Below are 25,824 nucleotides of genomic sequence, written 5' to 3' on the forward strand. Positions count from 1 at the left end.
GAACGCCGATATGTCCGACGCAGCCAACCAGTCTCAACGAATCGCCATCGTCACCGGAGCGGGTAGCGGAATTGGCCGGGCGGCGGCGTTGGCCCTTCTCGGCGACGGCTGGTCGGTCGTATTGGCGGGACGTCGCCCGGCGCCGCTGCAAGCGGTGATCGAAGAAGCCGACGCCGCCGGTCGCGCGCTCGCCGTGCCGACGGACGTGTCGGACCCGCAATCGGTGGAGCAGTGCTTCAAGACGGCGGTGCAGCATTTTGGCCGCGTCGATCTGCTGTTCAACAATGCCGGCGTGACCAACCCGCCCGGACCGTTCGAGGACTGGACGCCGGAGCAATGGCGCAATGTCGTCGACATCAATCTGAACGGCATGTTCTATTGCCTCCAGCAGGCGTTCCGCACGATGAAGGCGCAAACGCCGATGGGCGGCCGCATCATCAACAACGGCTCGATCTCCGCCAGCGCTCCGCGCCCGAATTCGGCGGCCTACACCGCGACGAAACACGCGGTTCAGGGCCTGACGAAAACCGCTTCGCTGGATGGTCGGAAATACGACATCGCGGTCGGTCAGATCGACGTGGGCAACGCGATGACGGAGCTTTCGGAGCGCATGTCGAAAGGCGTGCCGCAGGCGAACGGCGAGATCGCGGTGGAAGCGATGATGGACGTGAAGATCGTCGGCCAGTCGGTGCTTTACATGGCGAACCTGCCGCTCGAGGCAAACGTCCTGTTCCACACGGTGATGGCGACGAAAATGCCGTTCGTCGGCCGCGGCTGATCGAGCCGCTTCCTGAGCCGCCACCCGAGCTGCCACCCGAGCCGCTACCCGATCCGATACCAGACGCGAATACCGGAATACCAGTGGCTCACGCTGGTATCGTCGCCGGCGCCGAACGTCGAGAGGCTCTCGACGTTCAGCACATCCGCGCCATGCTCCGCAATCCACTGATTGGCGCGCTCGACGAGCGCCGCCCCGTTCTCGTACACGTTGCCCTTGATGAGGTGATGCTGCACGACCTGTCGCTCGAAATCTTCGTAGGCGATCTTCGTCATCCTGAGTCTCCGTATTGTCCGACGGCATGTTGCGGCGCAGCGCTCCTGCCGCATGACGCGTCCTGCCGATTCGAGCATCATATGGCCTGAGACACGCCCGTGCGAATCGGTGAAATCCGCGTGCGGGCGGCCCGGCACGACACAGCACACCACAACACGACTGACCCGGGGCGATCAAAGCAAAGCGCGCTGCCCGCGCCCATAAAAGCCCGACGCTGGAGACACCAAGGAGAGCACGCATGGACATGCGGCAACGCGAGCACATCGAGGCAGTCGTCGCGGCCACCACGCGGGCACAGTCGCTGGCCCAGCAGCGCTTGCACGAAAGCATCATCGAATCGTCCTGGCGGCGTTGCGTGCATCAATACGGACTCGACCCGTCGCGCATGCAGGAGGCGCGCATCCTGCCGCAGACCCGGCTGCGCGAACATCAGCAGCGTATCGACGACTTCGCGCGCATCGCCCGTCACGGTCTCGAGACGCTGTATGAGCAAGTGGCCGGCATGGGCTACGTCGTCTTGCTGACGGACGCGCTGGGCGTGACCGTCGACTACATCGGCGATGCCAACACCGATGCCGCCTTGCGCCGCGCGGGCCTCTATCTCGGCGCGGAGTGGAGCGAAGCGGGCGCGGGCACGTGCGCCGTGGGCACTGCGCTGACCACGGGACAGGCGCTGACCGTCCATCAGCTCGATCATTTCGACGCCACGCACATTCCGCTCACCTGCACGGCAGCCCCGCTCTACGATTCGCGCGGCGCGCTTTCCGCGATCCTCGATATCTCCGCGCTCGTATCGCCGCAAGCGCGCGACAGCCAGAACCTCGCGCTGCAACTCGTGCGCATTTACGCGGGGCACATCGAGAACGCCAACTTCCTGCGCACGCATCGGCAGGACTGGATCCTGAAGCTGAACGCGTCGCCGGAATTCGTCGACGTCGATCCTGAATACCTGATCGCGCTCGATGCGGGCGGACGCATCGTCGGCCATAACCGGCGCGCGCATACCATGCTGGCGGCGGAAATCGGCCGGCCGATCGCGCCGGGTGAACCGGCGGCGTCGCTGATCGGCGTGCCGTTCGACACGCTCTTCGACGCGCGTCTCGAAGAACTCGGCCGCTTCGTCTATTCAAGGCCGAGCGAACTGCGCGCGGTGCCGCTCGCGAAAACCGGCGCGTTTCTTTACCTGAGCGTGATGCCTCCCGCGCCGTGCATCGCGCCGGCGACGAGCGCGAGCCGACCGCGCATCGTGGACGTACCCGCGCCGCTTGCCGCGCTCTGCGGCGGCGATGCGGCGCTGACGCGGCAGCTGGAACGCGCGGCCAAGCTCGCCGATGCGCCGATCAATCTGCTCGTCAATGGCGAAACAGGCAGCGGCAAGGAGTTCTTCGCGAAGGCACTGCACCGTGCGAGCGCACGCCGCACGGGTCCGTTCGTCGCGGTGAATTGCGCGGCGATTCCGGAGACGCTGATCGAAAGCGAACTGTTCGGCCATCTGCCGAACAGCTTTTCCGGCGCGGGCGCGAAGGCGAAGCGCGGCCTGATCCAGGAAGCCGATGGCGGCACGCTGTTCCTCGATGAAATCGGCGACATGCCGCGCGAACTGCAATCGCGTCTGCTGCGCGTGCTGGCGGAGGGCGAGGTGCTGGCGATCGGCGCATCGCGGCCCGTGTCGGTCGATGTGCGCGTGATCTCGGCGACGCATCAGTCGCTCGATGCGCTCATGCAGGACGGGCGTTTCCGCGAAGATCTGTACTACCGGCTGAACGGCGCGCGTTTCACGTTGCCGCCGCTGCGCGAGCGCACCGATCTCGACTGGCTGATCCGCAAGTTTCTCGAAGAAGGCGACGACAGCGCGCGTCCAACGGTGACGCTTTCGCCGGGCGCGCGCGAGCGGCTGCATCGGCATGACTGGCCGGGGAATCTGCGCGAGTTGTGCAATGCGCTGCGCTATGCGCGCGCGGTGTGCTCGAACGCTGTGATCGAGATCGACGATCTGCCGGAAGGCCTGAGCCACGTCGCGATGCCGGACGACGCGCCGCGCGCCGTCGAGGCGTTCGATCCGCATCGCCTGCCGCCCGAAGGCATGCTGCTGATGCAGTACCTGCGCGCGGCGAGCTGGAATCTGAGCGCGGTGGCGCGACAGATCGGCGTGAGCCGCATGACGTTGTACCGGCGCATGGCGCGCTATGGCATCCAGTCGCCCAATCAGCGCGACGGCCACTGAACCCGCGCGATACGCCTGTCCACCGTGAGACACCTGCCGCTGTGACACCTGTCACGGCGGCACGCGTTACACCCGCGATTTCCGCGGGTATTCCCGCGCTTTTTCCCCGCTGAACCCCTTCGTCCAATTGGCATAACGCTTGCCTCTATCCGCCGCACAAAACACAGAACGGAGACACAGGCATGCGTGTCAGCGCAACGCCGCTCGTCGGCATCATCGCCAATCCGGTTTCGGCGCGGGACATCCGGCGCGTCATCGCCAACGCCAATAGTCTGCAACTCGCCGACCGCGTGAACATCGTGTTGCGGCTGCTGTCCTCGCTGGCGGCGAGCGGCGTGCCGCGCGTGCTGATGATGCCCGACCGCGAAGGCCTCAAGGTCATGCTCCAACGGCATCTGGCGCGCAAGCAGGGTCCGGATGCCGGACTCGCCGCCGTCGAGTTCCTCGACATGCCGGTGACCGCGCGCGTCGACGACACCTTCCGCGCCGCGCGCATGATGCGCGAAGCGGGCGTCGATGCGCTGCTCGTGCTGGGCGGCGACGGGACGCATCGCGCGGTCGTGCGCGAGTGCGGACAGGTGCCGCTCGCAGGGCTTTCCACCGGCACGAACAACGCGTATCCGGAAATGCGCGAGCCCACCATCTCCGGTCTCGCGACCGGCCTCTATGCCACCGCGCGCGTGCCGGCGCACGAAGCGCTGGCGTCGAACAAGCGGCTCGATATCGAGATTCGCGCTCGCGACGGCGCCGTGCGCCACGACATCGCGCTGGTCGACGCCGTCATCTCGCACGAGCATTTCATCGGCGCGCGGGCGCTGTGGAAGATCGAGACGCTCGCCGCCGTCTACGTGTCCTATGCCGATCCGCAGGCGATCGGCATGTCGGCTATCGCGGGGCTGCTCGAACCGCTCGGCCGTCACGATCGCGGCGGACTCGCGGTGCAGCTCGCCGCGCCCGGCGAAGGCGAGTTCGATCTGTGCGCGCCGATCGCGCCCGGGCTGATGGAGTCCGTGCCGATCGCAAGCTGGACGCGTCTCGCCGATGGCGTGCCGCATCGCGTGCGACAGCGCACGGGCATCGTCGCGCTCGACGGTGAACGGGAGCTGGCCTTCGGTCCCGATGACGAAGTGACCGTCACGCTGAGGGAGAACGCTTTTCGCAGTATCGACGTGGCTGCGTGCATGCGTTACGCGGCGGCGTCCGGGCTGATGCGCCAGCCCATGCGTCATACCCGCTGAACCCACCCCAAGGAGACAGAGATGACAGCAACGCAGCATGCGGGCGGCTTGCCGCTCTCGAAGGACGAACTGTTGAGCGTCTATCGCAAGATGCGCACGATCCGCGATTTCGAGGAGCGTCTGCACGTCGATTTCGGCCGCGGCGACATTCCCGGCTTCGTGCATCTGTATGCGGGCGAGGAAGCCGCGGGCGTCGGCATCATGAGCCATCTGAACGATGGCGACCGCATCGCCAGCACGCATCGTGGACACGGGCACTGCATTGCCAAGGGCGTGGACCCGGTCGCGATGATGAAGGAGATCTACGGCAAGAAGGGCGGTTCGTGCAACGGCAAGGGCGGCTCGATGCACATCGCGGATCTGTCGAAAGGAATGATGGGCGCGAACGGCATTCTCGGCGCGGGCGCGCCGCTGATCTGCGGCGCGGCGCTCGCGGCGAAGTTCCGCGGCAAGGGCGAGGTCGGCATCACCTTCGCGGGCGATGGCGCGTCGAACCAGGGCACCTTCCTCGAAAGCCTGAATCTCGCGGCCGTGTGGAATCTGCCGGTGATCTTCGTGATCGAGAACAACGGCTATGCGGAATCGACGGCGCGCGACTACGGCACGGCCGTGGACAGCTACGTGGACCGTGCGGCGGGCTTCGGCATTCCCGGCGTGACGGTGGACGGCACCGATTTCTTCGCGGTCCATGAAGCAGCGGGCGAAGTGATCCGGCGCGCGCGTGAAGGCGGCGGCCCGGCGTTGCTCGAATGCAAGATGATCCGCTTCTATGGCCACTTCGAAGGCGATGCGCAGACCTATCGCGCGCCGGGCGAGCTCGACGAGATTCGCTCGAACCGCGATTGCCTGAAGAAGTTCGCGCAGGCCGTGACGCAGGCGGACGTGATTGCTCCGGCGGAACTCGATGCGATCGACAAGGAAGTCGCCGCGTTGATCGACCGCGCGGTGCAGGAAGCGAAGGACGCGCCACTGCCGACCGCCGCCGATCTGCTCACCGATGTCTACGTCAAATATTGATTCCTGGAGACGACAATCATGGCCCGCAAACTGAGCATGAAGATGGCGATCAACGAAGCGCTCGATCAGGAAATGCAGCGCGATCCGAGTGTGATCGTGCTGGGTGAGGATATCGTCGGCGGCGCCGGCGCGGATGGCGAAAAGGACGCGTGGGGCGGCGTGCTCGGCGTGACGAAGGGACTCTATGCGAAGCACGGCGACCGCCTGCTCGACACGCCGTTGTCCGAGTCCGCGTATGTGGGCGCGGCGGTCGGCGCGGCGGCGTGCGGCATGCGTCCGGTCGCCGAGCTGATGTTCATCGACTTTATGGGCGTGTGCTTCGACCAGATCTTCAATCAGGCCGCCAAGTTCCGCTACATGTTCGGCGGCAAGGCGGAAACGCCTGTCGTGATCCGCGCGATGGTCGGCGCGGGTTTCCGTGCGGCCGCCCAGCACAGCCAGATGCTGACGTCGCTGTTCACGCATATTCCGGGGCTGAAGGTCGTGTGCCCGTCGACGCCTTATGACACCAAAGGCCTGCTGATCCAGGCCATCCGCGACAACGATCCGGTCATCTTCTGCGAGCACAAGAATCTCTACGGCTTCGAAGGCGAAGTGCCCGAGAACTCATACGCGATTCCGTTCGGCGAAGCGAACGTCGTGCGCGACGGCAAGGACGTGTCCATCGTCACCTATGGACTGATGGTGCATCGCGCGCTCGAAGCCGCCGCGACGCTCGCGAAGGAAGGCATCGAAGCGGAAGTCGTGGATCTGCGCACGCTGTCGCCGCTCGATATCGACACCGTGCTGGAAACGGTGGAGAACACCGGGCGGCTGGTCGTCGTCGATGAAGCGAATCCGCGCTGCAACATCGCCACGGATATTTCCGCGCAGGTTGCGCAGCAGGCGTTCGGCGCATTGAAGGCGGGCATCGAGATGGTATGTGCGCCGCATACGCCGGTGCCGTTCTCGCCGACGCTCGAGGATCTCTACATCCCGAACGCCGCGCAGATCGCCGACGCCGCCCGAAAGACCATGAAGGGAGGAAAGCACTGATGGCCGCAATCACACCGATCGTGATGCCCAAGTGGGGCTTGTCGATGAAGGAAGGCACGGTCAATGAATGGCTCGTGGAGGAGGGCACGGAGATCACCGTCGGCATGCCGATTCTCGATGTCGAAACCGACAAGATCGCCAACGCGGTCGAGGCGCCGGACGCCGGCTTGCTGCGGCGGCGGGTGGCGTCGGCGGGCGATACGCTGCCGGTGAAGGCGCTGCTCGGCGTGCTCGCGCCCGCTGAAGTCAGCGACGCCGATATCGACGCGTATGTGTCCTCCTACGTGACGCCCGCCGACGACGAGGAAGAGGGCGAGGAAGTGTCGGCCTATCATTTCGTCGATGTCGACGGCATCCGCGTGCGCTATGCATCGCGCGGCGGCGACGATGCGAGCCGGCCGGCGGTGCTGTTCATCCACGGCTTCGGCGGGGACCTCGACAACTGGCTCTTCAATCTCGATGCGCTCGCCGACAAGCACCGCGTGTTCGCGCTCGATCTGCCGGGCCACGGGCAATCGACGCCGAAGGTGCCGGGCACGACGCTCGCGGACCTCGCGGGTTTCGTCGGCAAGTTCATGGACGCGGTGCAGCTCGACCGCGCGCATCTCGTCGGCCATTCGATGGGCGGCGGCATCGCGGCGCAGATGGCGGTGGATCTGCCGGAGCGGGTGGAATCGGTGGCGTTGATTTCGTCGTCCGGTTTCGGCGATGAGATCAACAACGCCTACACCGAAGGTTTCGTCACGGCCGAGTCGCGGCGCGAACTGAAACCGGTGGTCGAACTGCTGTTCGCGAATCCGGAACTGGTGAGCCGGCAAATGCTCGACGACCTGCTGAAGTACAAGCGGCTCGACGGTGTCAGCGAAGCGCTCACGTCGCTGAATGCCGGCTTGTTCGCGAACGGCAGGCAGGCGGCGCAGCCCGGCGGCAAGCTGGCGTCGACGGCCAAGCCGGTGCTCGTGATCTGGGGCGCGCAGGACCAGATCATTCCCGCCGCGCACGCGAAAAATGCACCCGAAGGCGCGACCGTCCGCGTGTTCGAGGACGCCGGGCATATGAGCCAGATGGAGAAAGCCAACGAAGTGAATGCTTTGTTGAAGGAGCATGTCAGCAAACGCAGCTGATGCGCGCGCCCCGCCGGAGAAGGCTGCCGGCGGGGCGGCGCCGTGTCGCGCGGTTATTGGCTACCATGCCGGGATGGCGTCGCTTGCGGCGCATTCCGAGATCGATTCCATGTCCTTCGAACTGATCGATTCCACTGCGGTGCCTCCTTCCGGCGATCCGCTGCACGCCGAGGAAGCGCTGCTCGCGCGCGCCGCGGCGGGCGAGCCCGTCGCGCAGGTGTGGGAGGCGCCCGTCTCGTTGATCGTGCCGCGCAGTTATCAGCGCTACCCGGCGCTCGCCGATGCGCGCGAGGCGTTTGCCCGGCGCGGCTGTCCGGTGTGGCTGCGTCTGTCGGGCGGCGGGTTGGTGCCGCAGGGACCGGGCATTCTCAACCTGAGCCTGGCTTATCCGGTGCGCGCGCCGATGGGTGCGCTGTCCGAAGGCATTTACGAACACCTGTGCCGCCTGCTCGCCGACGCGCTCACGCCGCTCGGCGTGCTGACGCATTGGCAGGCCGTGGAAGGGTCGTTCTGCGACGGCCGCTTCAATCTAGCGTGGGGCCCCGGCGACGAAGCGCGCAAAATTGCCGGCACCGCGCAATACTGGCGGCGCGTGCCGCAAAGCAGTCACGACACGCCGCTCTATGCCGTGCTCGCTCACGCCGTCCTGCTGGTCGACGCCGATCCGATCGAGATCAACGCGCGCGCCAACGCGTTCGAGGCGATGATCGAAAGCCGGCGGCGCTACGAAGACATGAAGATCGTGACCGTGGCGCAGGCGCTCGCCTACGAATGTTTTTCGATTCCCGTGGATTTGCGCCAGCGTGTGCGCGCTGCGCTGATCCAGTGCGTGAAGGACGCTTCCCTGCCAGCGCAGTAAGACGCATCGAGGTGGCCATGCCGCTCAGACGTGCATCGAACGGGTTCTTCTTCGCGCTGTGGGTCGCCGTCTGCGCCGCCGCGCCCGAATTCCTGTGGCAAGGGCTGTTCTCGCTCTTCGGCCATTTTTCCCTGACCGACGCCGCCGCCGCGCTGCTGATCGGCGCGATCCTGGCCTTTTTCGTCGAGCCCGTGCTGGAACGGCTGCGCAGTCTGGGCGATACGCCTCAGCACGCGGAGAAATCGCCCGCTTTTGCCGCGTGCGAGGCACTCGGCTTTGCGGTCGTCGCGGTGTGCGTGCACGAGGCGATCACCGTGTATGTCGCGGCGAGTCACGGCAACGCGCAGGCGGGCGAGAATCTCGCCAAGGCCGTCGCACAAGCCGTGCAATGGGCGATTACGCCGTTTCTCATCACCATCGCGTGGCTGGTCGCGCGCAGTCCGGCATGGCTCGCGTGGCCAGTGGCGGGAAGCGCGGTGATCGTCAGCGGGATTGTCGGCGTGGTGAGCGGATGGAATACCAACGTGCTCGTGACGAGTCTCATCCCGGCAATCTTCGTGTTGATTGCAGGGTGCGTCATCGTAGGAGAGCAATGGGACGCGACCACCTTCCGGCGCTGCGCGCGGGCTACTGGCGTGATCGCGCTCACCTGGCTCGTGTTGAGCGGCGCGCTGCAACTCGTGCTGTGGCTCGCGCACGTGCAGGCGTTTCGGGTCTACGAGCAGTCGGAGTTCTGGAGCGACGCGCGGTTTTACGTCGGCTGGGTGACGGGGCTGCTGGTGGCGCCCGCATTCGTACCCGACGCGCCGCTCAATGCCGGCGGCAAAGGCTGGCGCTGGCGGCGGTGAAGTCTGCTGGCCGAACGTCTAGTAAGAACCCGGCGGCGGCTGCCAGCCCGGCGGGGGCGGCGGTGGCGGCGGCGTGGTATAGGCCGCGCCCGCAGGCTGCTGCTGGATGGTGCGCATGGCGCCGCGCACAGGTACCCTGTCGCCCGCTGCATACATGCATTGCAGATAAGAATAGTCGTAGCGTTGCTGCACGTTATAGCCGGACGTCTGCGACGCCCCCAAACCGAACGCACTGCCCGTGAGCAGACCCGCGCCCGCGCCGATCGCCGCGCCCGGGCCGCCGCCGAACGCCGCGCCCGCCGCCGCGCCGAGCGCGGTGCCGACCACGGCGCTGCCCACCGCGCTGGTGGTTGCTGCCTGATTGGCGTCGACGCCGCCTGTTTGCTGGAGCGCGAACTGACGGCATGAGGTGTCGTCGGCGCGGAACTGGTCGAAGGTTTTATTGCTGCCCGGCAGCGCCATCACGCTGGGACCGGTGGGCATCACGGTGCAGGCCGAAAGGCCGAGTGCCGCGGAAAGCAGGGCGAGCCTGGTGATGTTCATGGATGCTTGCAAGTTCCTGAGATTGACGATGCCGGCACGCGCCGCATCAGTTCGGCGACGGCGGCGTAGCCGGAACGGGATGCCACGGTGCGGCGCACTGCTTGACATAGGGGTAATACGCCTTCGCCGGGTCGCAGTAGTACCACATGCCGGGCTGCTGGGCGGGCGCGCCCGGATCGGCGGCGGGCTGGCCCTGTTCGACATACTGGACCGGTGCGGGAGGCGCGACCGGCGCAACGTAGACGGGCGGCGGCGGATAGTAGTAATACGGCGCGGGCGCCACCGGATACGGGTAATACGCGGGACCTCCAATCCACACGCCGACGCGGCCCCAGGCATGAGCATTGGCGGCAAAGCCGGCGCTCGCCACGAGCGACAGCGCGATAAGAGCCTTGAGGCGATTCACGACCTTCTCCAGGAAAAAAATGTTCGCTGATTTGACAGGTACAACGGACATCGACGCTTGGCTGTTGACCGCGTGCAGCGCATCTTTCTACGCTATTCCCTTTATCGCGAAAACTCAATTACGCGACCGCGAACGTATTTTTCGGCGCATTACGCCGTAACGCAGCCGAGAAACAATGCCCTGCATTGTCAGGCGCGCAGCACGGTGACGCCGGCCTGTTCGATGGGTTCGGTCAGCTTCGTCCCAGCCGCGCCTTCCACGATGAGAGTCTGTGCAAGCTCGATGCCGCCTATCCGGTAAGCCGACGCCGCATTCAGTTTCGCCGCCGACGCCAGCACTACCGTTTCCGCCGCCCGCGCCGCGAGTGCGCGTTTGATGTGGGCTTCCTCGAAATCGCCGGTGGTGAGGCCGGCAGTGGGATGGACGCCGGTGACGCCCATGAAGTAGAGGTCGGCGTGGATATGCGACATCGCTTCGACGGCCGCCGCGCCGACGGTGACGATGGAATGCTTGTAAAGCCTGCCGCCGATCAGCACGACTTCCACCGAAGGATGTTCGGCAAGCGCCACCGCGACGCTCGGGCTATGCGTGACGATGGTGGCGTCGAGCGTGTCCGGAAGCTGGCGTACGAGCAGCGCCGAAGTCGTGCCGCCATCGATGATCACGACCTGTCCCGGCGCGATCATCTCCGCAGCCCGGCGCGCGATGCGCCGCTTGGCGTCGGACTCCATGTTCTCCCGTCGTGCGAACGGCGCGACCGCCGGCGACGCGGGCAGCGCTCCGCCGTGTACGCGCTGCAGCAGTCCTTCCGCCGCGAGTTCGCGCAAGTCCCGCCGCACGGTGTCTTCGGAGACGCCGAAGCTCGCGCTCAGTTCGGTGGCGAGTACCTGGCCCTCGCGTTTGAGGACGTCGAGGATCGCTTTCTTGCGTTGGCTGGTCAACATCGGATGCGTGAATTTTCTTGATATTGCACGAAACTGCACGATACCATGCGCTGACCTGAACGTCGAATGGGAGAGGCAGATGGAAACGAAAGACCGCGTCCGCATCGTGAATACCGCTGTCCTGTCGGACGACTGGTACGTGCTCAGAAAAGTCACCTTCGATTTCCTGCGCCGCGACGGTACGTGGCAGCGCCAGAACCGCGAAACCTACGATCGCGGCAACGGCGCAACCATTCTTCTGCATGACCGCCAGACGGGCAACGTGCTGCTGACGCGCCAGTTCCGCATGCCGGCGTTCGTCAACGGACACGACGGCATGCTGATCGAGACGCCGGGCGGGCTGCTCGACGATGCGTCGCCGGAAGAGCGCATCCGCGCCGAAGTGGAAGAGGAAACGGGCTATCGCGTGCGGCACGTCGAGAAGGTCTTCGAGGCGTTCATGAGCCCGGGATCGGTGACCGAGAAGCTGTACTTCTATCTCGGCGACTACGATAGTTCGATGCGCGTGTCGGCGGGCGGCGGCGTCGAGGAAGAGGGCGAGGAAATCGAGACGATCGAGGTGCCGCTGGCAAAGGCGCTGGAGATGATCGCGAGCGGCGCAATCATGGACGGCAAGACCATCATGCTGTTGCAGTACGCGGCACTCAACGCGCGTTCAGGCAAGTAGCGATACCGCCTTCACCTGCGCCCGCACGCGCATGCCCGTGACGATACCCAGCCGGTCCAGCGAATAGCGCGTCACGCGCGCGAGCAGCGGCGAGCCGTCCACATCGAGACGCACGACGGCCTGCGATGGATGCGCATCGTCCGCGATGCCGATCACCGTCGCGGGCAGCACGTTCAGCACGCTGCTGCGCGCCTCGTCGTGCGTGCCGATGACGAGGCTCACGTCACGCGCTTTCACGGTGATGCGCATTGGCTTGCCGTCGGGCAGCGGCGCATGCACCACGGTCAGCTTCGCGAGCGAGGCCGGCAGCGCAATCGTCAGCAGACCATACACGCTGTCATGACCGGCGACGACGCCTTCGAGCACGACCGATGCGTCATCGGCGAGCGCGAGCGGCAGGTCCAGGCGCGCAAGCGTCTCCGCAATCGGTCCGCTCGCCACCGCGCGCCCCGCGTCCAGCAAGACGAGATGATCGGCGAGCCGCGCCACTTCTTCCGGCGCGTGACTGACGTAGAGCATCGGGATATCGAGCTCGTCGTGCAGACGTTCCAGATACGGCAGGATTTCGAGCTTGCGTTTCTGGTCGAGCGACGCGAGCGGCTCGTCGAGCAGCAGCAGGCGCGGACTCGTCAGCAACGCGCGCGCGATGCCCACGCGCTGGCGTTCGCCGCCCGACAGTCCCGACGGCATGCGTTCCAGCAGATGCCCGATGCCCAGCAGTTCGGCGGCCTGCGCGAGATCGACGCGCCGTTCGGCCGGCGTCACGCGCTCGAGCCCGTAACGCAGATTTTTCGTCACGCTCAGATGCGGAAAGAGGCTCGCTTCCTGGAACACGTAGCCAAGCGGACGCTTGTGGGTGGGCAGGAAGACGTTGCGCTCGGTGTCGAGCCAGACTTCGCCATTGACGACCAGCTTGCCTGTGCGCGGACGCGCCAAGCCCGCGAGACAGCGCAGCAGCGTGGTCTTGCCGGAGCCGGAATGGCCGAAGATCGCGGTGACGCCGCGGCCGGGCAACGCGAGATCGAGATCGAGCGTGAAACCGCTTTGCTCGACGAGAAAGCGTGCCTCGATGGCGGGGCCTGCGCGTGAGGAGGACGTGAGTTCAGACATGCGCCGCGAAGGACCGTCGGCCGAAATAGAGCAGCAGAAGAACGACGAACGAGAATACCACCATGCCGCCCGCAAGCCAGTTCGCCTGGGCGTATTCGAGCGCTTCGACGTGGTCGAAGATCTGCACGGACACTACGCGCGTCTGCCCCGGAATGTTGCCGCCGATCATTAGCACGACGCCGAACTCGCCGACCGTATGTGCGAAGCCGAGAATCGTTGCCGTGACGATTCCGGGACGCGCGAGCGGCAACGCCACCGTGAAGAAGCTGTCCCACGGGCCGGCGCGCAGGGTCGCGGCAGCTTCGAGCGGACGGCGGCCCATGGCTTCGAAGGCGTTCTGCAGCGGCTGCACGACGAAGGGCAGCGAGTAGATGACTGAGCCGACCACCAGCCCTGCGAACGTGAACGGCAGCAAGCCGATGCCGAGCGCCTGCGTCAGCTTGCCGACCGAGCCGTGCGGGCCCATCACCAGCAGCAGATAGAAGCCGATGACCGTCGGCGGCAACACCAGCGGCAGCGCCACCACGGCGCCGACGATGCCCTTCAGACGCGAGCGCGTTAGCGTGAGCCACCACGCGATCGGCGTGCCGACGACGAGCAGCAGCGCTGTCGTCAGCGACGCCAGTTCGAGCGTCAGCGTGATGGCCTGGAGGTCGCTGCTGTCGAGCGGCATCGGCGGGATTACAGCTGGTAGCCGTAGGACTTGATCACTTCAGCGGCCTTCGGTCCCTTCAGGTACTCGATGAACTGCTTCGCGACCGGGTTGTCCTTGCCCTTCTCGAGGATCACGGCGTCCTGCTTGATCGGCTCATGGAGGTTCGCGGGCACGATCCACGCCGAGCCGCCGGTGATCTTGCCGTTCTTGTAGATCTGCGACAGCGCGACGAAGCCGAGTTCCGCGTTGCCGCTCGCGACGAATTGCTGCGTCTGCGAAATGTTCTGACCTTCGACGACCTTCGGCTTGAGTTCGGCGGTCAGGCCGAGCTTGTCGAGCGTCTGATAAGCAGCGAGACCGTAGGGCGCGGCCTTCGGATTGGCAATCGCGATGTGCGTGAAGGCGTTCTTCTTCAGCACGTCGCCCTTGTCGTCCACATAACCGTCTTTCGCGGACCACAGCGCGAGCGCGCCCGTCGCATAGGTGAAACGGCTGCCGGGCACGGTCGCGCCTTCGGTTTCGAGCTTGGCGGGCGTGGAGTCGTCGGCGGCGAGGAACACTTCGAAGGGCGCGCCGTTCTTGATCTGCGCGTAGAACTGACCCGTCGCGCCGAACGATGCCACCACTTTGTTGCCCGTATCCTTTTCGAAGTCCGCGGCGATGGCCTGCACCGGCGCCGTGAAGTTGGCCGCGACCGCGACCTTCACTTCACCCGCCAGCGCCGACGAAGCAGCGATACCGGCGGCGAGCGGAACGAGCGCACCCATGAGGGCGCGGAGAATTCGAATCTTCACGTGAGACTCCTTGAATCGAGTGGACATTCTGGTTATGGATCGATTGCGGACTGCGCTTGCAAGACTGCGAAGCGCATGCGCCGTGTGGTTCGGCGAGCACCGTAATATATACGACTATATTGCGTAGGCGCATGTTGGCTTCATGACATGACGTGCATGTGTGCCGGCAAATGTTCGATGCCGTGCCGGTTTGTGAGTGTCGCTCAAAGATATGAGTTGACCGCTTGGACGCTTTTGTCCGACACTGATTTATCCGCAACGAAAGCCATCCGGTAAAAATTGAGCAAAGCTCAATTCAAGCGAAGCAGGGAGACGAGATATGACCGATGCAGCGAATCTTCAGCGTCTGAAGCTAGGAATCGAAGGACACGTAGCGCGCGTGACGCTGGATCGCCCGGACGTGCGCAATGCCTTCGATGACGCCACCATCGTCGAACTGACGGCGGCCTTCCGCGCGCTCGGCGACGACCCGAACGTGCGCGTCATCGTGCTTGCCGCGAACGGTCCGGCCTTCTGCGCGGGCGCCGATCTCAACTGGATGAAGCGCATGGCGGGCTATTCGGAAGCGGAGAATCGGGCCGATGCACTCGGCCTCGCCACCATGCTGAACACGGTCTACGCGTGCCCGAAGCCGGTGATCGCGCGCGTACAGGGCGATGCCTATGCAGGCGGCATGGGACTCGTCGCAGTCTGCGATATCGCGGTGGCGGCGAACACGGCGCAGTTCTGCCTGTCGGAAGCGAGGCTCGGCCTGATGCCCGCGACCATCGCGCCGTATGTGATCCGCGCGATGGGCGCGCGCGCGGCGCATCGCTATTTTGTCACGGCCGAGCGCTTCGACGCCGCCGAAGCCTTGCGGCTCGGATTCGTGCATGAAGCCGTCGAAGCCGGGCAACTCGATGCGCGCGTCGAGGCGATCGCGTCGGCCATCGTCGCGAACAGTCCGAACGCCGTGCGCGAGTGCAAGCAACTCGTCACGGATTTCGCGGGCGTAGAGATCGACAAGGAATTGATGGGCGAGACGGCCGAACGCATCGCGCGCATCCGCGCATCCGACGAAGGGCGCGAGGGCGTGCGCAGTTTCCTGGAGAAAAGCAAGCCGTCGTGGCTCGGCTGAGCAGAGGGAGCGCACATGATTACGCTGCATCATTGCGTGAGCGCGCGGTCGTTCCGGCCGCTGTGGGCGCTGGAGGAAATCGGCGTGCCTTACGAACTGAAGATGCTGCCGTTTCCGCCGCGCGTGCTGGCGCGCGCCTATATGGAAGTGAATCCGCTCGGCACGATTCCGGCGCTCGAAGACGAGGGCGTTTTCATGACCGAGTCGGCGGCGATCTGCCAGTATCTGGCCGCGCGTCATTCGCCTGGTGCGCTGGATGTCGCTTCCAACGAGCGCGACTTCGGCCGCTACCTCAACTTCCTGCACTTCGGTGAAGCAACGCTGACTTTCCCGCAGACGCTCGTCTTGCGCTACACGCATCTGGAGCCGGCGGAGCGCAGGCAGCCGCAGATCGTTGAGGACTACGCGCGCTGGTTCCATGCGCGCCTGCGCACGCTGGCGCCATTGCTGCAAACGCAGCCCTGGCTGTGCGCCGGGCGTTTCACGGCAGCCGATATCTCCGTGGGTTACGCGCTGATGCTGGCTGAACTGATCGGTTTGAGCGAGCGCTTTGCGCCGTCCATCGCGGACTACTGGAAGCGTCTGAGCGAACGGGAAGGCTTTCTCCGCGCGATGCGCGCGCAGGAAGCCGCCGCGCTGGCTCAGGACGTCTCGACGGTCGCATCGCCGAAGCTTTGCCCGTAGCAACCCTCCTTCAAGTCCCCTCGTCCGTGGGGTCGTGCGCTGCGCCGCATGACCTTACTCTTCACATCACGCGCTGACCTGCATGCGCGGATTCGAAGAGACTCATTTGACGAGGTGCGCCATGGCCGCTTTCTTCTGGTTACTGTCGATGATCGTTGCGCTTGTCGCGACGGCCACCATCGCGACGGCATTGCCGCGCTCCGCGTCCGACGAATTGAATGCCTTCACGCCGCAGTCGCTGTTCAGCATGGAGGCGAAGCGGGTCGACGCGATGCTCGCGTCATGTCTTCCCGCAGCTGATTGAGTCCGGCGCGCGCACGGGGCGCGTTTGCCGGGCGTCGGCCGCAAGGTGTTTGGAATCAACGGGTTGAGGAAGTAATAACAACGATATCCAACGAGTTGTCCACTCGAACTGTGGATAAGCCGCGACCGGGGCCAGTCGCGGTGGCTGTACCCCAAAACCGCCGTGAAGGACGCGCTGGGGAGACCAACCATCAACATCAAGAATCGAGGCCGAAGAGCCTGGGAACCCAGCGGCGTTTGTTTCTACGCTGCGCACGTCAAGCCGCCTCGGCAGCCTGTCAGGTGCCGAGGCAGGCGTCTTTTGCGATCAATGCTGAAGCACGGAACTACCGTACTTTGCCGCCAACGCAGTCTTGAAATCGGCGGCAGCCTTTTCCGCGAGTTTGGAATGTGCCTCGTCGGCGTCTTGTTCTCCTGCGTTCGGGTTCGGGTTGGCGGCTTCGGTGATCGGGCCCGCCGAGGCTTGCGGCTGATCGGAGACCGCAGGCGGGATCGCTGCTGATTTATGGGTGTTCGAAATCAGATATGCGGCAATGGCCAGTAGGCAGGCGAGTGCAGCGAATACGAAAAGTCTGTAGCGCATCGAAGACCTTCTTCAAAAAGGCGGCCTCGACAACGAGTGTTGATCGAGGCCACGGATTTCATGGGATTCAGTTTGCGGAATAGAAGGCGTCGAGTTGTGCCTTCAGCTCGGTTCCAACCGAAGGAGTCGAATGAGCATGTGCCCCGAGCCAAATGTCTTGAACGTGATCCGTTGCAGAAGGGCCTGACCTTGCGTATCGGCGAAAGTTTGCGCATAAGTGAGGGCGGTGCCGTTATAGGGCGTGACTGAATCGAAATAGCCATTGCCCTGATACACGCGAAGATTCGGCTTGATTGTCATGGCGGAGCGGAGATCGTTGATGGCAGCGCTGGTCTCCTCGGAATAGGTAACCTGATTATCAGGCTGCACATGCGTCCAGTCCCAAAGCGCAAAAATTGCTTCGTTTGTAAGCTTGGTGGTATTAAGCGCATTCGGGTTGTATCCGCTCAGCGCATTGAGATTTGACCAACCCCAACTGACGATTGGGTCGATCATCAGTGTGGCCGGATCGTCGCTACCAAACTTGTTCTGGTCAGGCGCCGTTGTCGACGTGACGCGCCCATCATACATGCCAAGATAAAGTGTCTGACCGAGATTGTTGTGGAACGCGGCGCTCGTCTGGGAAGTTCGGGCGGCCGGTGCCGATGTGATCATGGACGGGTTCAATCCCGTATATGCCGCGACGCGAGATTTGATCGTATCGGGATACGCAAAACTGGGCAGAGCCGACTGGGCGATGCTGATCTGGGCGACCAGATTTTGAAAGTCCGAAATGGCTCCAGCCACATTGACCGGCGCTTGTTTTTGCAATGCGACGATCTGATTTGCAAGCTCGAGTGTATTGAGAAGGCCGTTCGGTGAAAAAGCACCGGATGTGATGTTGTTCAGCAAGTTTTGCTGAGCGTAGGTGAAGTTTGCGCTGTTGTTTCTACCCAGATCGACGTCAATCAGTGAGAAATAGTACGAGATGATTTGAGGCAGGTGGGTGGCCGTCTCGAAGGGCAGAACCGTGGAGTTGGCATAGGCCTCAACCTGGGCAAGATAATCTTCGAGCGATGGAGGCGACGCCGGATTGATACCCAGTGTCGACCAGTTGACCTGGTTGTTTGCATAGGCGTTGGCAGCGAGCGTCGGAAGTATGCCGGTCAGGGAGCTTTCGGCATTCGTTCCACTCAGTAGGGAACTGATAAGCATCACACCTTTCAGGTTGATCTGAGCGTACTGCTTCGCGAGAATATTCGCAGTGATCGCGGAACGAGGTGTTCCGTATGATTCACCCAACAGATAAACCGGCGAATTCGCTCTGCTCGTGGCGTTCAAATAAGCGCTGATGAAGGCCGCGATGGATTGACCGTCGACATCCGTGCTCCAGAAATCCTGATTTTTTGCAGGGGCGAGGGCCGTGGAATAAGTGGTTCCGACAGGATCGATGAACACGAGATCCGTGTCGTTGATGATGCTGTTCGGATTGTTGTCGTACCAGTTACTTGCAGCCGAGAAAGGACCTGTACTCTGATTCGGCATGGTCAATACAGGGGCCTTCGGCGCATACGCTGCCTGAAGGTAGGCATAAGCGCTTCCGGGGCCGCCGTTATAAATAAATGTCACGGGGCGATTGACCGGAATATTGGGTCCGGACTGCGTATAGGCGCGATACGCCATGGCCGCGGAAATGGTGTTGTTGGTCTTGCCCGTCAGCGTAACAAGCTGATGACCGGTCGTCATCGCATAGCTGACCGTTTTTGAGTTGTCCGCGGACGTCCACGTATAATTATACGAGACAGCGGGTACACCGCTATAAGCAGACAGATTGTCAAACGCTCCACCACCGTAAAACCAAGGGTCGTTTTCCACATTCAACGCAGATGCGCTGCCACTGGCGGTCAGATGGAGCGTTATCAGACCCAGTAGCGAGGCGGTTTTTACAAGAATGTTCTTCATGATCGTTAAATACTCCAGAGCGATGCCAAGAGTGAGTTTCATGCCGTCATGACTAATGGTCATCGTTTTTCAGGCTTATGCGGCAGGGCGCGTCGCGCGGGCCGGAGACTCTGTCGCGAGACATGACAAGCATAAAGAGGGCACTTGTTTTCGCAAGCAGAGTTTCAGTTCGCGTATGGCCGAATCTGCGGAACTGTGGAGATCGATCGGAAAATGCGAGACGCGAGTTTTGAAATGTCGAACGATTAAGATCGCTGCTGTGGACCGCCCGGCTTATATTTGATTCGTCAATTCATGACGTGCGCCATTATCTCAAAATGTCGAAACGTTCGACTCTGCTGAATAATGGTTTCGCGAGTGGTATCACCTGGAAGTGTCTCGCGGCGGAGAGACGATGTACGCGCCGCTCGCAACGCGCTGGGCGCGCGCAGGCGAAAAAAAAGCCCGCTTCAGTGAGCGGGCTTGAATCCACATCGGTTGAGACATGGAGGAGACAGGTGTAAGTATAAACCCTTAAGTACTGACGTCAACCCCTGAGCGAAAAAAATTCAGCGGCGGCGGCCGTCAGGGCTTTCCAAGGCTGTGGTAATAGGCCGCGAGGTTCGCCACGTCCGCCTCCGACAAAGGCTTGGCCACCATCGTCATCATTTCGTTCTTGCGCTCGCCCGACCGGAAGTCGTTGAGCGCCTTCACGAGATATTCCTCGGTCTGGCCCGCGAGATTGGGCGCCTCGGGCAGCTTCGACATGCCGTCGATACCATGGCACGCCGCGCACTGCGCCGCCTTCGCGCGTCCCGCCTTGATATCGCCGGCGGCGAACGACGGCTGCGACAGCGCCGCCAGCACGCCTGCCAGCAACACGGCCGTAAGCGCCGCATTCACTTCGCACCCGTGTAGGAGATCCGGTAGATCGCGCCCGCGTAGTCGTCGGACACGAGCAGCGAGCCGTCCTGCAAGGTCTGCATGTCGACCGGACGGCCCATGTACTCGCCGTTCGGCGTCAGCCAGCCTTCCGCGAAGACTTCCGCGTCGCCCGCCGTGCCGTCGTCCTTGATGGGAACGAACATGATGCGCGCGCCGATCGGCTTGGTGCGGTTCCACGAGCCGTGCTCAGCATCGAAGATGCCGCCCTGATACTTCTGCGGAAACATCTTGCCGTTGTAGAACGACATGCCGAGGTCGGCGGCATGGGCCGCGAACTCGACCTGCGGAAACACGACGCCCGCCGGCGGATTCTGATCCTTGTAGTCCACCGTGCGCACCTTGCCGCCGCCATACCACGGGAAGCCGAAGTTTTCGCCCGCCTTGGTCGCGTGATTCAACTCGCCGGGCGGAATGTCGTCGCCCATGCCGTCGACCTGGTTGTCCGTGAACCAAAGCGTCTTGTCCTTCGGATTGAAGTCGAGGCCGACCGAATTCCGCACGCCATGCGCATAGGTTTCGCGGTTCTTGCCGTCCTGATCCACGCGGATGATGCCAGCCAGTCCATTGCGGTCGAGGTCGGCGAGCTTGTCCTTCGGCGGCACGTTCCACGGCTGGCCGAGCGCGATGTACAGCTTCTTGTCAGGGCCCACGCGGCAGTAGCGGGCGCCGTGATTGAAGCTTTCGAACTGCGTCGGAATCAGCTTGCCTTGCGGGAAGACCACCGCCGCCGCGACGTCCGGGCCGCCTTCGCCGAAGAACTGCGCCGCGGGAAAGGCGAGCACCCGGTTCTGCTCGACCACGTAAAGCACCCCGTCCGGCGAGAAGCACACGCCGTTGGGTACCTTGAACGTCACCGATGAAGCGAACTGGGCGACATCGCTCGCCACGCGCTGATGCGTCCGGTCGGTGACCTGCCACACGCGGTTCTTGCGCGTGCCGACGAACACGACGCCCGTCGACGGCTCGATCGCCATGGCGCGCGCTTCCGGCACCACCGCATACAACTCGATCTTGAAGCCCGGCGGCAGCTTGATCTGCTCGAGGTTCTTGCGCAGCGCGTCGGCGGTGGGGCCGGACTGGGGAATCGTTTCCGCCGGCGCCGACGTGCCGGTCTGACGGAAGTTGGACAGCGCATTGACGTTGTCCTGTGCCGCGTGCGCGAGCGGCAGACAAGCGAACAGGACGGCGACGGCGGACGGCACGAGCTTGAGCGTTGCGTTCATCGGGTTGTCTCCTGGATGGTGTCGACCGGCTTCGGCGGCTCACGCCGTTGGCCGGATCCATGCAAAGCGAAAACAGCTTTTGGATGGTGCCTTGAACAGCACGACTACTTTCGCCGAAGCGCCCGGCCTGGAAGCAAAGGACGCGAACGCCACGACGCTGCCTGCGGTGAAACTCACTCCTGAAAACTCACTCGCCCGAACGGTGAGCGAAGCGTGCGGCCGCTATTTCCGGCCGTCGAAGAGGAACACGTCCGAGCGGTCCGGGCTCGGCAACGCGACCAGCAGCCGCGCGCCGTCGAGAATGGCGTTGCCGGTTACCGTCGCGTCCGGCAACGGGCAGGGCGCGGGGCCGAAGGTCACCGAGACGTCGTAGGCGTTCGCGCCTTCATGGGGCGCGGTCGTGCCTCTGAAGATGCAGCCGCTGGTCGTCGTGCCGGCGAGATAGCCGTCGCCGGCGACGGTGATGCGGGTCTGCGTCGCCCCGCCGAGCGACATGCCGCGTCCGCTGTAGAGGCCGCCCGCGTTGGCGCGGGTCGGGGCGACATCGAGGATCGGCATGGCGCGCGCCGCGTAGACGAGGCTCGCGCTGCCGTTCCGGTTCACTACGCTGCCGTCGACCGCCGGTGCATGCGCGAAATCCGCGTTGAAAGTGACCGGCGACGCCGCTTGCGCGCCCAGCCGATAGTCGAATGCGGAAGAACTCGTGAAACGTCCGTCGCTGGTCTGGGTGCCGTGCGCGGCCACCGCGACGCCGGCGAGACCCGTGCCGCCCGCGCCGCCGTAGAACAGATACGCGGTGCCGTCGAAGAGCATCAGGAGCGTGGCCTCGGCGGTGCTGCCCGTGAGCGAGCCCTTGTAGACGCCGCCGGAGGAGAAGATGGTCGTGACCGTGCCGGGCGTCGGCGCGGCGCCGGAAGCCGAATTGTTGCCGTCGGTGGAGCAGGCGGCGAGCGTGGCGGCGCAAAGCACGAGGGGAATCGCGATTCTTTTCATTAAAGACTCCGGTCGCGGGCGATGAGTGTCCTGTATAAGCGGTTCAATCAAGCAGGTCAAGCGCGGCGCGCGGGCTCATTTCCAACTCATTCAGCATGCTTAGGATATCTTTCATGGCACCGGGGCTTCACAACACGGGCCGATCCCAACAAGACATTGCCTGAGTGAGGAGTGAGAAATGAACAAGTCGACTGTCGCCGTGTGTGCACTGGCGCTGGTCTGCACCGTGGGCATGAGCGGTTGCGCCTCGATGGGCAGTTCCGCCGATATCTACGACAGCATGCAGACGCAGCGCGAACAGACGGTGCGGATGGCGACCGTGGAAAGCGTGCGCGGCGTGACGATCGACGATAGCAATGGCCAACCGTCCGTGCTCGGCGCGCTCGGCGGCGGCGTGCTCGGCGCGGTGGCGGGCAGCGCGATCGGGGAGGGACACGGCTCGCTGCTGGCGGGCGTGATCGGCGGTATCGCGGGCGCGGTGGCGGGCGACAAGGTGCAGAACCGCTTGGAACAGCAGAAGGGGCTGGAAATCACCGTGCGGTTGGACAATGGCGATCTGCGCGCGATCACGCAGGCCGCGGATGGCCAGATGTTCTATGCCGGCGAACGGGTCCGGCTCCTGTCGAGCGGCGGGATTACCCGCGTGACGAGCTGACGCGAAGCATCGGCCTGCCGATGCGCTTCCCGGTCTTTCTGCGGAACGAGGCAGCGTCGGGCAAGGTGCCGGCGCTGTTCTGCCTTGCCGGTTGGACCTGATTACGCCGCGGAACATGGCATTGAGCCGATCGCGCGGGATACGTCGCCGCGCGGCGCCGAGATTCCCAGCGCGCGCGGCTGACGCCTTCTGGAAGCGAACGAACGAAAAAGCCAGATGGGGCGTCGATGAGGCGCTCTGCCTGGCTTTTTGCGTCAGTTATTCGGAGGTTGCGCCGGGCGGATGGCACGCAGACAGGGTCGTGAAGCGACGTTTGTGCGCCAGCGAGGGCTGCGTCGCTGAGCAGTGAGACCGCACGCGCGGCAGGCTTGCCGGCGTCGCGCGTATTGAGGCGGAAGGGCGCGCCGCGGCGTTTGCCCGCGCGTCCAGCTGTCCGTGTGATGAAGTTCGCGGGGGACGCCGTCGTCAGTACGCACCGGCCATCGGCAGGAGCAGGTAGGGCAGCAAGTCTTCGTAGCGCATCGCATCCATTGAAGGGGCATCGTCGCGCGCGGTTTCCTCGGGCTGAACTTCACGATTCGACGGTTCAGCGAGCAAGGAGCCTGCGGCGACGGCTGTTGGTTCGATCTTCATGATTCCCTCGGTGAGGCAACGTGTGAGGGCAGTGTGCGTGTCGAGAGTTAGGCGTGCGTGAGCGCCTGGCATCGTGGATGCTGCCATCGACAGGACCATGAAACGAGTCATTCTGTTCGGCGCCTTCGACCGGCACAACGCCGGCGACATGCTGTTCGCACACGTCGTCGCGCGGCTGCTGACGCAGCGCGCGCCCGCGATCGAGATCGTGTTCGCCGGACTCGCGCAACGCGATCTGCGTAACAGCGGCGGTCATGCGGTGGCGGCGCTTGCCGAGGTGGCCGCGCGCTGGCGCGACGAACCCGTGACCGTGATTCACGCCGGCGGCGAATTGCTGACCTGCGATGCCTGGCAGGCCGCGATCATGCTGACGGAGCCGGGCGAAACGCAGCGCTGCATCGCGCGGCATGGCATGCGGGAATCCGAGCGTCGCGCGTGGGCGCGCACGAAGCTTGGTATTGACGCTTGCGCGCCCTACGTGATCGGACACGAGACGTTTCCGCACGCCGCGTCGATCGTCTGCAATGCGGTCGGCGGCGTGAAGCTCGAGTCGCTCGCTCCCGCCATGCACGGCGAAGTGCTCGACAAGCTCCGCGGCGCCGACGCGCTCGCCGTGCGCGACGCGCATACACAAACCGCCTTGCGGCTGGCGGGCATCGAGGCGCGCCTGATTCCGGATCCGGTTGCGTTGATCGCGGCGCTGTTCGACGAGCGCATTCAGGCGCACGCGAATCGCGGCGAGGTTGTCGCGATTCAAAGCGCGTTGCCGCAGGGATATCTCGCCGTGCAGTTCAGCGCGGATTTCGGCGACGACGCCACACTGGCCCGCATCGCCCGGCAGCTGGACCGGCTGGCCGAAGTGTGCGGCAGGGGCATCGTGCTATTTCGCGCGGGCGCCGCGCCCTGGCACGACGATCTCGCGGTCTATGAGCGGACCGTGCGCCGCATGAACTGCAGGACGGTGAAAATCCTCGCGTCGCTGAACGTATGGGATATCTGCGCGCTGATTGCGAAGAGCGAAGGCTACGCGGGCAGCAGCCTGCACGGCCGGATCATCGCGATGGCGTATGGCCTGCCGCGCATGAACATGCGTCACGCCGAAGCCGAAGCCGAAGCCGAAGCCGAAGCCGAAGCCGAAGCCGACAAGCAGCGCGCGTATGCATCCACGTGGGACCAGGGCAATGCAGGCGTCGAACTTGTCGAACACCTGTGCGACGCCATGCTGGAAGCCCTGAAGGCCGACCGCGAGACGCTCGCGCAACATGCGGCGACGCTCGCGCAAGCGTACCGTCAGGCGTTCGACGACCTCACACCGCGCCTGTAAATCAAGCCGCTACGGCTGTTCGGTGAAGTCCAGATACGCCTTGACGGCTGGCGCCCGTTCGAAGCGCCGATACATCATCGCCACTTCGGAGGGCACCGGCTTGCCCGCGATGTCCCGGTACTCGACCCCCGGCACCACCATGCACTGCGCGAGCGAGCGCGGCACGACCGCGACGTCGCCGCCAAGCGACACGTGCGCGAGCACGGCGGCAAGCGTACCGGGCTGGGCGACGACGCGCGCCGTGAAGCGTCCGCGCCGCGCCACTTCGAGGGTGCCGGACTCCTGCTCCGGCACGACGAACGACTGATTCTTCAACTGCGCGGGCGAAATCGTGGAGAAGGCGGCAAGCGGCGAATCGCCGGGCAGGGCGACGAGGAAGGTATCGCGATGTACCGTGCGCAGTTCCACGCCTTCGGGCCAGGGCACGGGCGGCCGCACATAGGCGACGTCGATGCGTCCCTCGAGCAGCAGCGCGCCCGCTTCGCGCATGACAATCTCCTCGATGCCGATCTCCACGAGCGGAAAGCGCTCGCGAAATTCGCGCACGGCGGCGGGCAGCACGCCTGCATAGACGGCCGAGCCCACGTACCCGACGACGATCCGCCCCAGTTCGCCCCGTTCCGCGAGGGCAGCCCGCTCCGCGCCGCGCGCGAGATGCGCCAGCGCGCTCTGTGCTTCGCCGAGATAAGCCTCGCCGGCCGCCGTCAGCGCGACCGATCGCTTGGTGCGGTGAAACAACCGGGCGCCGAGCAGACGCTCCGCTTCCTGGATCTGCTTGGTGAGTGCGGGCGGCGCGATGCCGAGTTCTTCGGCGGCGCGCGAGAAGTGCAAGTGCCGGGCGACGCTCAGAAAACAGCGCACATGACGCAGTTCGACAGGCATGTTCTGTTCAAGAATTCAGTAATTAAGTCGAGATTCTATGTCAA

28 protein-coding genes are annotated in these 25,824 nt (G+C 64.3%); 14 read left to right on the forward strand and 14 right to left on the reverse strand.

The window, feature by feature from the left end; translation table 11 throughout:
• Nucleotides 1–10 precede the first annotated feature (10 nt).
• Nucleotides 11–778: an SDR family oxidoreductase gene (locus tag QCE63_RS20355; protein WP_309835531.1), complete on the forward strand. Its 768-nt coding sequence runs from the start codon at nucleotides 11–13 to the stop codon at nucleotides 776–778.
• A 44-nt stretch (nucleotides 779–822) separates the two neighbouring features.
• Here QCE63_RS20355 and QCE63_RS20360 read toward each other — a convergent pair whose 3' ends face one another.
• Nucleotides 823–1,053, reverse strand: coding sequence for a hypothetical protein (locus QCE63_RS20360; protein ID WP_309835533.1), 231 nt, complete (start codon nucleotides 1,051–1,053; stop codon nucleotides 823–825).
• A 239-nt stretch (nucleotides 1,054–1,292) separates the two neighbouring features.
• Here QCE63_RS20360 and QCE63_RS20365 point away from each other — a divergent pair, with 239 nt between their 5' ends.
• The 7 genes from QCE63_RS20365 (at nucleotide 1,293) to QCE63_RS20395 (ending at nucleotide 9,399) form a co-directional block, all read left to right on the forward strand.
• Nucleotides 1,293–3,278, forward strand: a complete 1,986-nt coding sequence (locus QCE63_RS20365; RefSeq protein ID WP_309835534.1) for a sigma-54-dependent Fis family transcriptional regulator — start codon at nucleotides 1,293–1,295, stop codon at nucleotides 3,276–3,278.
• A gap of 182 nt (nucleotides 3,279–3,460) precedes the next feature.
• Nucleotides 3,461–4,516: an NAD(+)/NADH kinase gene (locus QCE63_RS20370; protein WP_309835536.1), complete on the forward strand. Its 1,056-nt coding sequence runs from the start codon at nucleotides 3,461–3,463 to the stop codon at nucleotides 4,514–4,516.
• Nucleotides 4,517–4,537: 21 nt separating this feature from the next.
• On the forward strand, nucleotides 4,538–5,533 hold the full coding sequence (locus QCE63_RS20375) for a thiamine pyrophosphate-dependent dehydrogenase E1 component subunit alpha (RefSeq protein ID WP_309835537.1): 996 nt from the start codon (nucleotides 4,538–4,540) through the stop codon (nucleotides 5,531–5,533).
• 18 nt (nucleotides 5,534–5,551) lie between these two features.
• Complete coding sequence (locus tag QCE63_RS20380) at nucleotides 5,552–6,568, forward strand: alpha-ketoacid dehydrogenase subunit beta (protein ID WP_309835539.1); 1,017 nt, start codon at nucleotides 5,552–5,554, stop codon at nucleotides 6,566–6,568.
• Nucleotides 6,568–7,692: an acetoin dehydrogenase dihydrolipoyllysine-residue acetyltransferase subunit gene (locus QCE63_RS20385; protein ID WP_309835540.1), complete on the forward strand. Its 1,125-nt coding sequence runs from the start codon at nucleotides 6,568–6,570 to the stop codon at nucleotides 7,690–7,692. The genes QCE63_RS20380 and QCE63_RS20385 overlap by 1 nt, the downstream gene beginning before the upstream one ends.
• Before the next feature lie 109 nt (nucleotides 7,693–7,801).
• Complete coding sequence (locus QCE63_RS20390) at nucleotides 7,802–8,551, forward strand: lipoyl protein ligase domain-containing protein (protein WP_309835542.1); 750 nt, start codon at nucleotides 7,802–7,804, stop codon at nucleotides 8,549–8,551.
• Between the two features lie 17 nt (nucleotides 8,552–8,568).
• Nucleotides 8,569–9,399, forward strand: a complete 831-nt coding sequence (locus QCE63_RS20395; protein ID WP_309835543.1) for a hypothetical protein — start codon at nucleotides 8,569–8,571, stop codon at nucleotides 9,397–9,399.
• 18 nt (nucleotides 9,400–9,417) lie between these two features.
• Here the strand turns inward: QCE63_RS20395 and QCE63_RS20400 are convergent, their stop codons facing one another.
• The 3 genes from QCE63_RS20400 to QCE63_RS20410 form a co-directional block, all read right to left on the reverse strand.
• Nucleotides 9,418–9,942: a YMGG-like glycine zipper-containing protein gene (locus QCE63_RS20400; protein ID WP_309835544.1), complete on the reverse strand. Its 525-nt coding sequence runs from the start codon at nucleotides 9,940–9,942 to the stop codon at nucleotides 9,418–9,420.
• Between the two features lie 46 nt (nucleotides 9,943–9,988).
• On the reverse strand, nucleotides 9,989–10,348 hold the full coding sequence (locus QCE63_RS20405; protein ID WP_309835546.1) for a hypothetical protein: 360 nt from the start codon (nucleotides 10,346–10,348) through the stop codon (nucleotides 9,989–9,991).
• A gap of 188 nt (nucleotides 10,349–10,536) precedes the next feature.
• Nucleotides 10,537–11,292, reverse strand: a complete 756-nt coding sequence (locus QCE63_RS20410) for a DeoR/GlpR family DNA-binding transcription regulator (RefSeq protein ID WP_309835547.1) — start codon at nucleotides 11,290–11,292, stop codon at nucleotides 10,537–10,539.
• Nucleotides 11,293–11,371: 79 nt separating this feature from the next.
• On the opposite strand from QCE63_RS20410, the gene QCE63_RS20415 reads away from it, so the two are divergent.
• Nucleotides 11,372–11,959 (forward strand): NUDIX domain-containing protein, encoded by a 588-nt coding sequence (locus QCE63_RS20415; protein ID WP_309835549.1) that lies wholly within the window; start codon nucleotides 11,372–11,374, stop codon nucleotides 11,957–11,959.
• Here the strand turns inward: QCE63_RS20415 and modC are convergent.
• Genes modC through modA form a run of 3 tightly spaced genes read right to left on the reverse strand, consistent with a single transcriptional unit; the run spans nucleotide 11,948 to nucleotide 14,518 of the window.
• A complete protein-coding gene (gene modC, locus QCE63_RS20420; protein WP_309835551.1) occupies nucleotides 11,948–13,069 on the reverse strand; it encodes a molybdenum ABC transporter ATP-binding protein in 1,122 nt (373 codons plus the stop codon). The two genes, QCE63_RS20415 and modC, sit on opposite strands and share 12 nt — an antisense overlap.
• Complete coding sequence (gene modB / locus QCE63_RS20425; RefSeq protein ID WP_309835553.1) at nucleotides 13,062–13,742, reverse strand: molybdate ABC transporter permease subunit; 681 nt, start codon at nucleotides 13,740–13,742, stop codon at nucleotides 13,062–13,064. Before modB ends, modC begins: the two co-directional genes overlap by 8 nt.
• An 8-nt stretch (nucleotides 13,743–13,750) precedes the next feature.
• Nucleotides 13,751–14,518: a molybdate ABC transporter substrate-binding protein gene (gene modA, locus QCE63_RS20430; RefSeq protein WP_404990157.1), complete on the reverse strand. Its 768-nt coding sequence runs from the start codon at nucleotides 14,516–14,518 to the stop codon at nucleotides 13,751–13,753.
• Nucleotides 14,519–14,837: 319 nt separating this feature from the next.
• On the opposite strand from modA, the gene QCE63_RS20435 reads away from it, so the two are divergent.
• From QCE63_RS20435 to QCE63_RS20445, 3 genes are all read left to right on the forward strand, one after another.
• Nucleotides 14,838–15,635 carry an enoyl-CoA hydratase/isomerase family protein gene (locus QCE63_RS20435; RefSeq protein WP_309835555.1) on the forward strand — a complete coding sequence of 266 codons (798 nt, stop codon included), beginning with the start codon at nucleotides 14,838–14,840 and terminating at the stop codon, nucleotides 15,633–15,635.
• Between the two features lie 15 nt (nucleotides 15,636–15,650).
• On the forward strand, nucleotides 15,651–16,319 hold the full coding sequence (locus tag QCE63_RS20440) for a glutathione S-transferase family protein (RefSeq protein WP_309835557.1): 669 nt from the start codon (nucleotides 15,651–15,653) through the stop codon (nucleotides 16,317–16,319).
• Nucleotides 16,320–16,440: 121 nt separating this feature from the next.
• The gene (locus tag QCE63_RS20445; RefSeq protein ID WP_309835559.1) at nucleotides 16,441–16,623 is read left to right on the forward strand and encodes a hypothetical protein; all 183 of its coding nucleotides are present in this window, start codon (nucleotides 16,441–16,443) and stop codon (nucleotides 16,621–16,623) included.
• Nucleotides 16,624–16,929: 306 nt separating this feature from the next.
• Here the strand turns inward: QCE63_RS20445 and QCE63_RS20450 are convergent, their stop codons facing one another.
• The 5 genes from QCE63_RS20450 to QCE63_RS20470 all read right to left on the reverse strand — a co-directional run bounded on the left by QCE63_RS20450 (nucleotide 16,930) and on the right by QCE63_RS20470 (nucleotide 22,286).
• The gene (locus tag QCE63_RS20450; RefSeq protein ID WP_309835560.1) at nucleotides 16,930–17,205 is read right to left on the reverse strand and encodes a hypothetical protein; all 276 of its coding nucleotides are present in this window, start codon (nucleotides 17,203–17,205) and stop codon (nucleotides 16,930–16,932) included.
• A gap of 102 nt (nucleotides 17,206–17,307) precedes the next feature.
• Nucleotides 17,308–19,209 carry a S10 family serine carboxypeptidase-like protein gene (locus QCE63_RS20455; RefSeq protein ID WP_309835561.1) on the reverse strand — a complete coding sequence of 634 codons (1,902 nt, stop codon included), beginning with the start codon at nucleotides 19,207–19,209 and terminating at the stop codon, nucleotides 17,308–17,310.
• A 501-nt stretch (nucleotides 19,210–19,710) separates the two neighbouring features.
• Nucleotides 19,711–20,028 carry a cytochrome c gene (locus QCE63_RS20460; protein ID WP_309835562.1) on the reverse strand — a complete coding sequence of 106 codons (318 nt, stop codon included), beginning with the start codon at nucleotides 20,026–20,028 and terminating at the stop codon, nucleotides 19,711–19,713.
• Nucleotides 20,025–21,293 carry a PQQ-dependent sugar dehydrogenase gene (locus QCE63_RS20465; protein ID WP_309835563.1) on the reverse strand — a complete coding sequence of 423 codons (1,269 nt, stop codon included), beginning with the start codon at nucleotides 21,291–21,293 and terminating at the stop codon, nucleotides 20,025–20,027. Before QCE63_RS20465 ends, QCE63_RS20460 begins: the two co-directional genes overlap by 4 nt.
• Before the next feature lie 222 nt (nucleotides 21,294–21,515).
• The gene (locus tag QCE63_RS20470; protein ID WP_309835564.1) at nucleotides 21,516–22,286 is read right to left on the reverse strand and encodes a hypothetical protein; all 771 of its coding nucleotides are present in this window, start codon (nucleotides 22,284–22,286) and stop codon (nucleotides 21,516–21,518) included.
• A gap of 178 nt (nucleotides 22,287–22,464) precedes the next feature.
• Between QCE63_RS20470 and QCE63_RS20475 the strand changes: the two genes are divergently transcribed.
• Nucleotides 22,465–22,941 carry a glycine zipper 2TM domain-containing protein gene (locus QCE63_RS20475; RefSeq protein WP_309835565.1) on the forward strand — a complete coding sequence of 159 codons (477 nt, stop codon included), beginning with the start codon at nucleotides 22,465–22,467 and terminating at the stop codon, nucleotides 22,939–22,941.
• 465 nt (nucleotides 22,942–23,406) lie between these two features.
• On the opposite strand, the gene QCE63_RS20485 is transcribed toward QCE63_RS20475, so the two are convergent.
• Nucleotides 23,407–23,574 (reverse strand): hypothetical protein, encoded by a 168-nt coding sequence (locus QCE63_RS20485; RefSeq protein ID WP_309835567.1) that lies wholly within the window; start codon nucleotides 23,572–23,574, stop codon nucleotides 23,407–23,409.
• A 97-nt stretch (nucleotides 23,575–23,671) separates the two neighbouring features.
• Between QCE63_RS20485 and QCE63_RS20490 the strand changes: the two genes are divergently transcribed.
• A complete protein-coding gene (locus QCE63_RS20490; RefSeq protein WP_309835569.1) occupies nucleotides 23,672–24,898 on the forward strand; it encodes a polysaccharide pyruvyl transferase family protein in 1,227 nt (408 codons plus the stop codon).
• A 9-nt stretch (nucleotides 24,899–24,907) separates the two neighbouring features.
• On the opposite strand, the gene QCE63_RS20495 is transcribed toward QCE63_RS20490, so the two are convergent.
• Nucleotides 24,908–25,780, reverse strand: a complete 873-nt coding sequence (locus QCE63_RS20495) for a LysR family transcriptional regulator (protein WP_309835571.1) — start codon at nucleotides 25,778–25,780, stop codon at nucleotides 24,908–24,910.
• Nucleotides 25,781–25,824 lie beyond the last annotated feature (44 nt).

This window comes from Caballeronia sp. LZ065, assembly GCF_031450975.1.
In the GTDB taxonomy this organism is placed as follows: domain Bacteria; phylum Pseudomonadota; class Gammaproteobacteria; order Burkholderiales; family Burkholderiaceae; genus Caballeronia.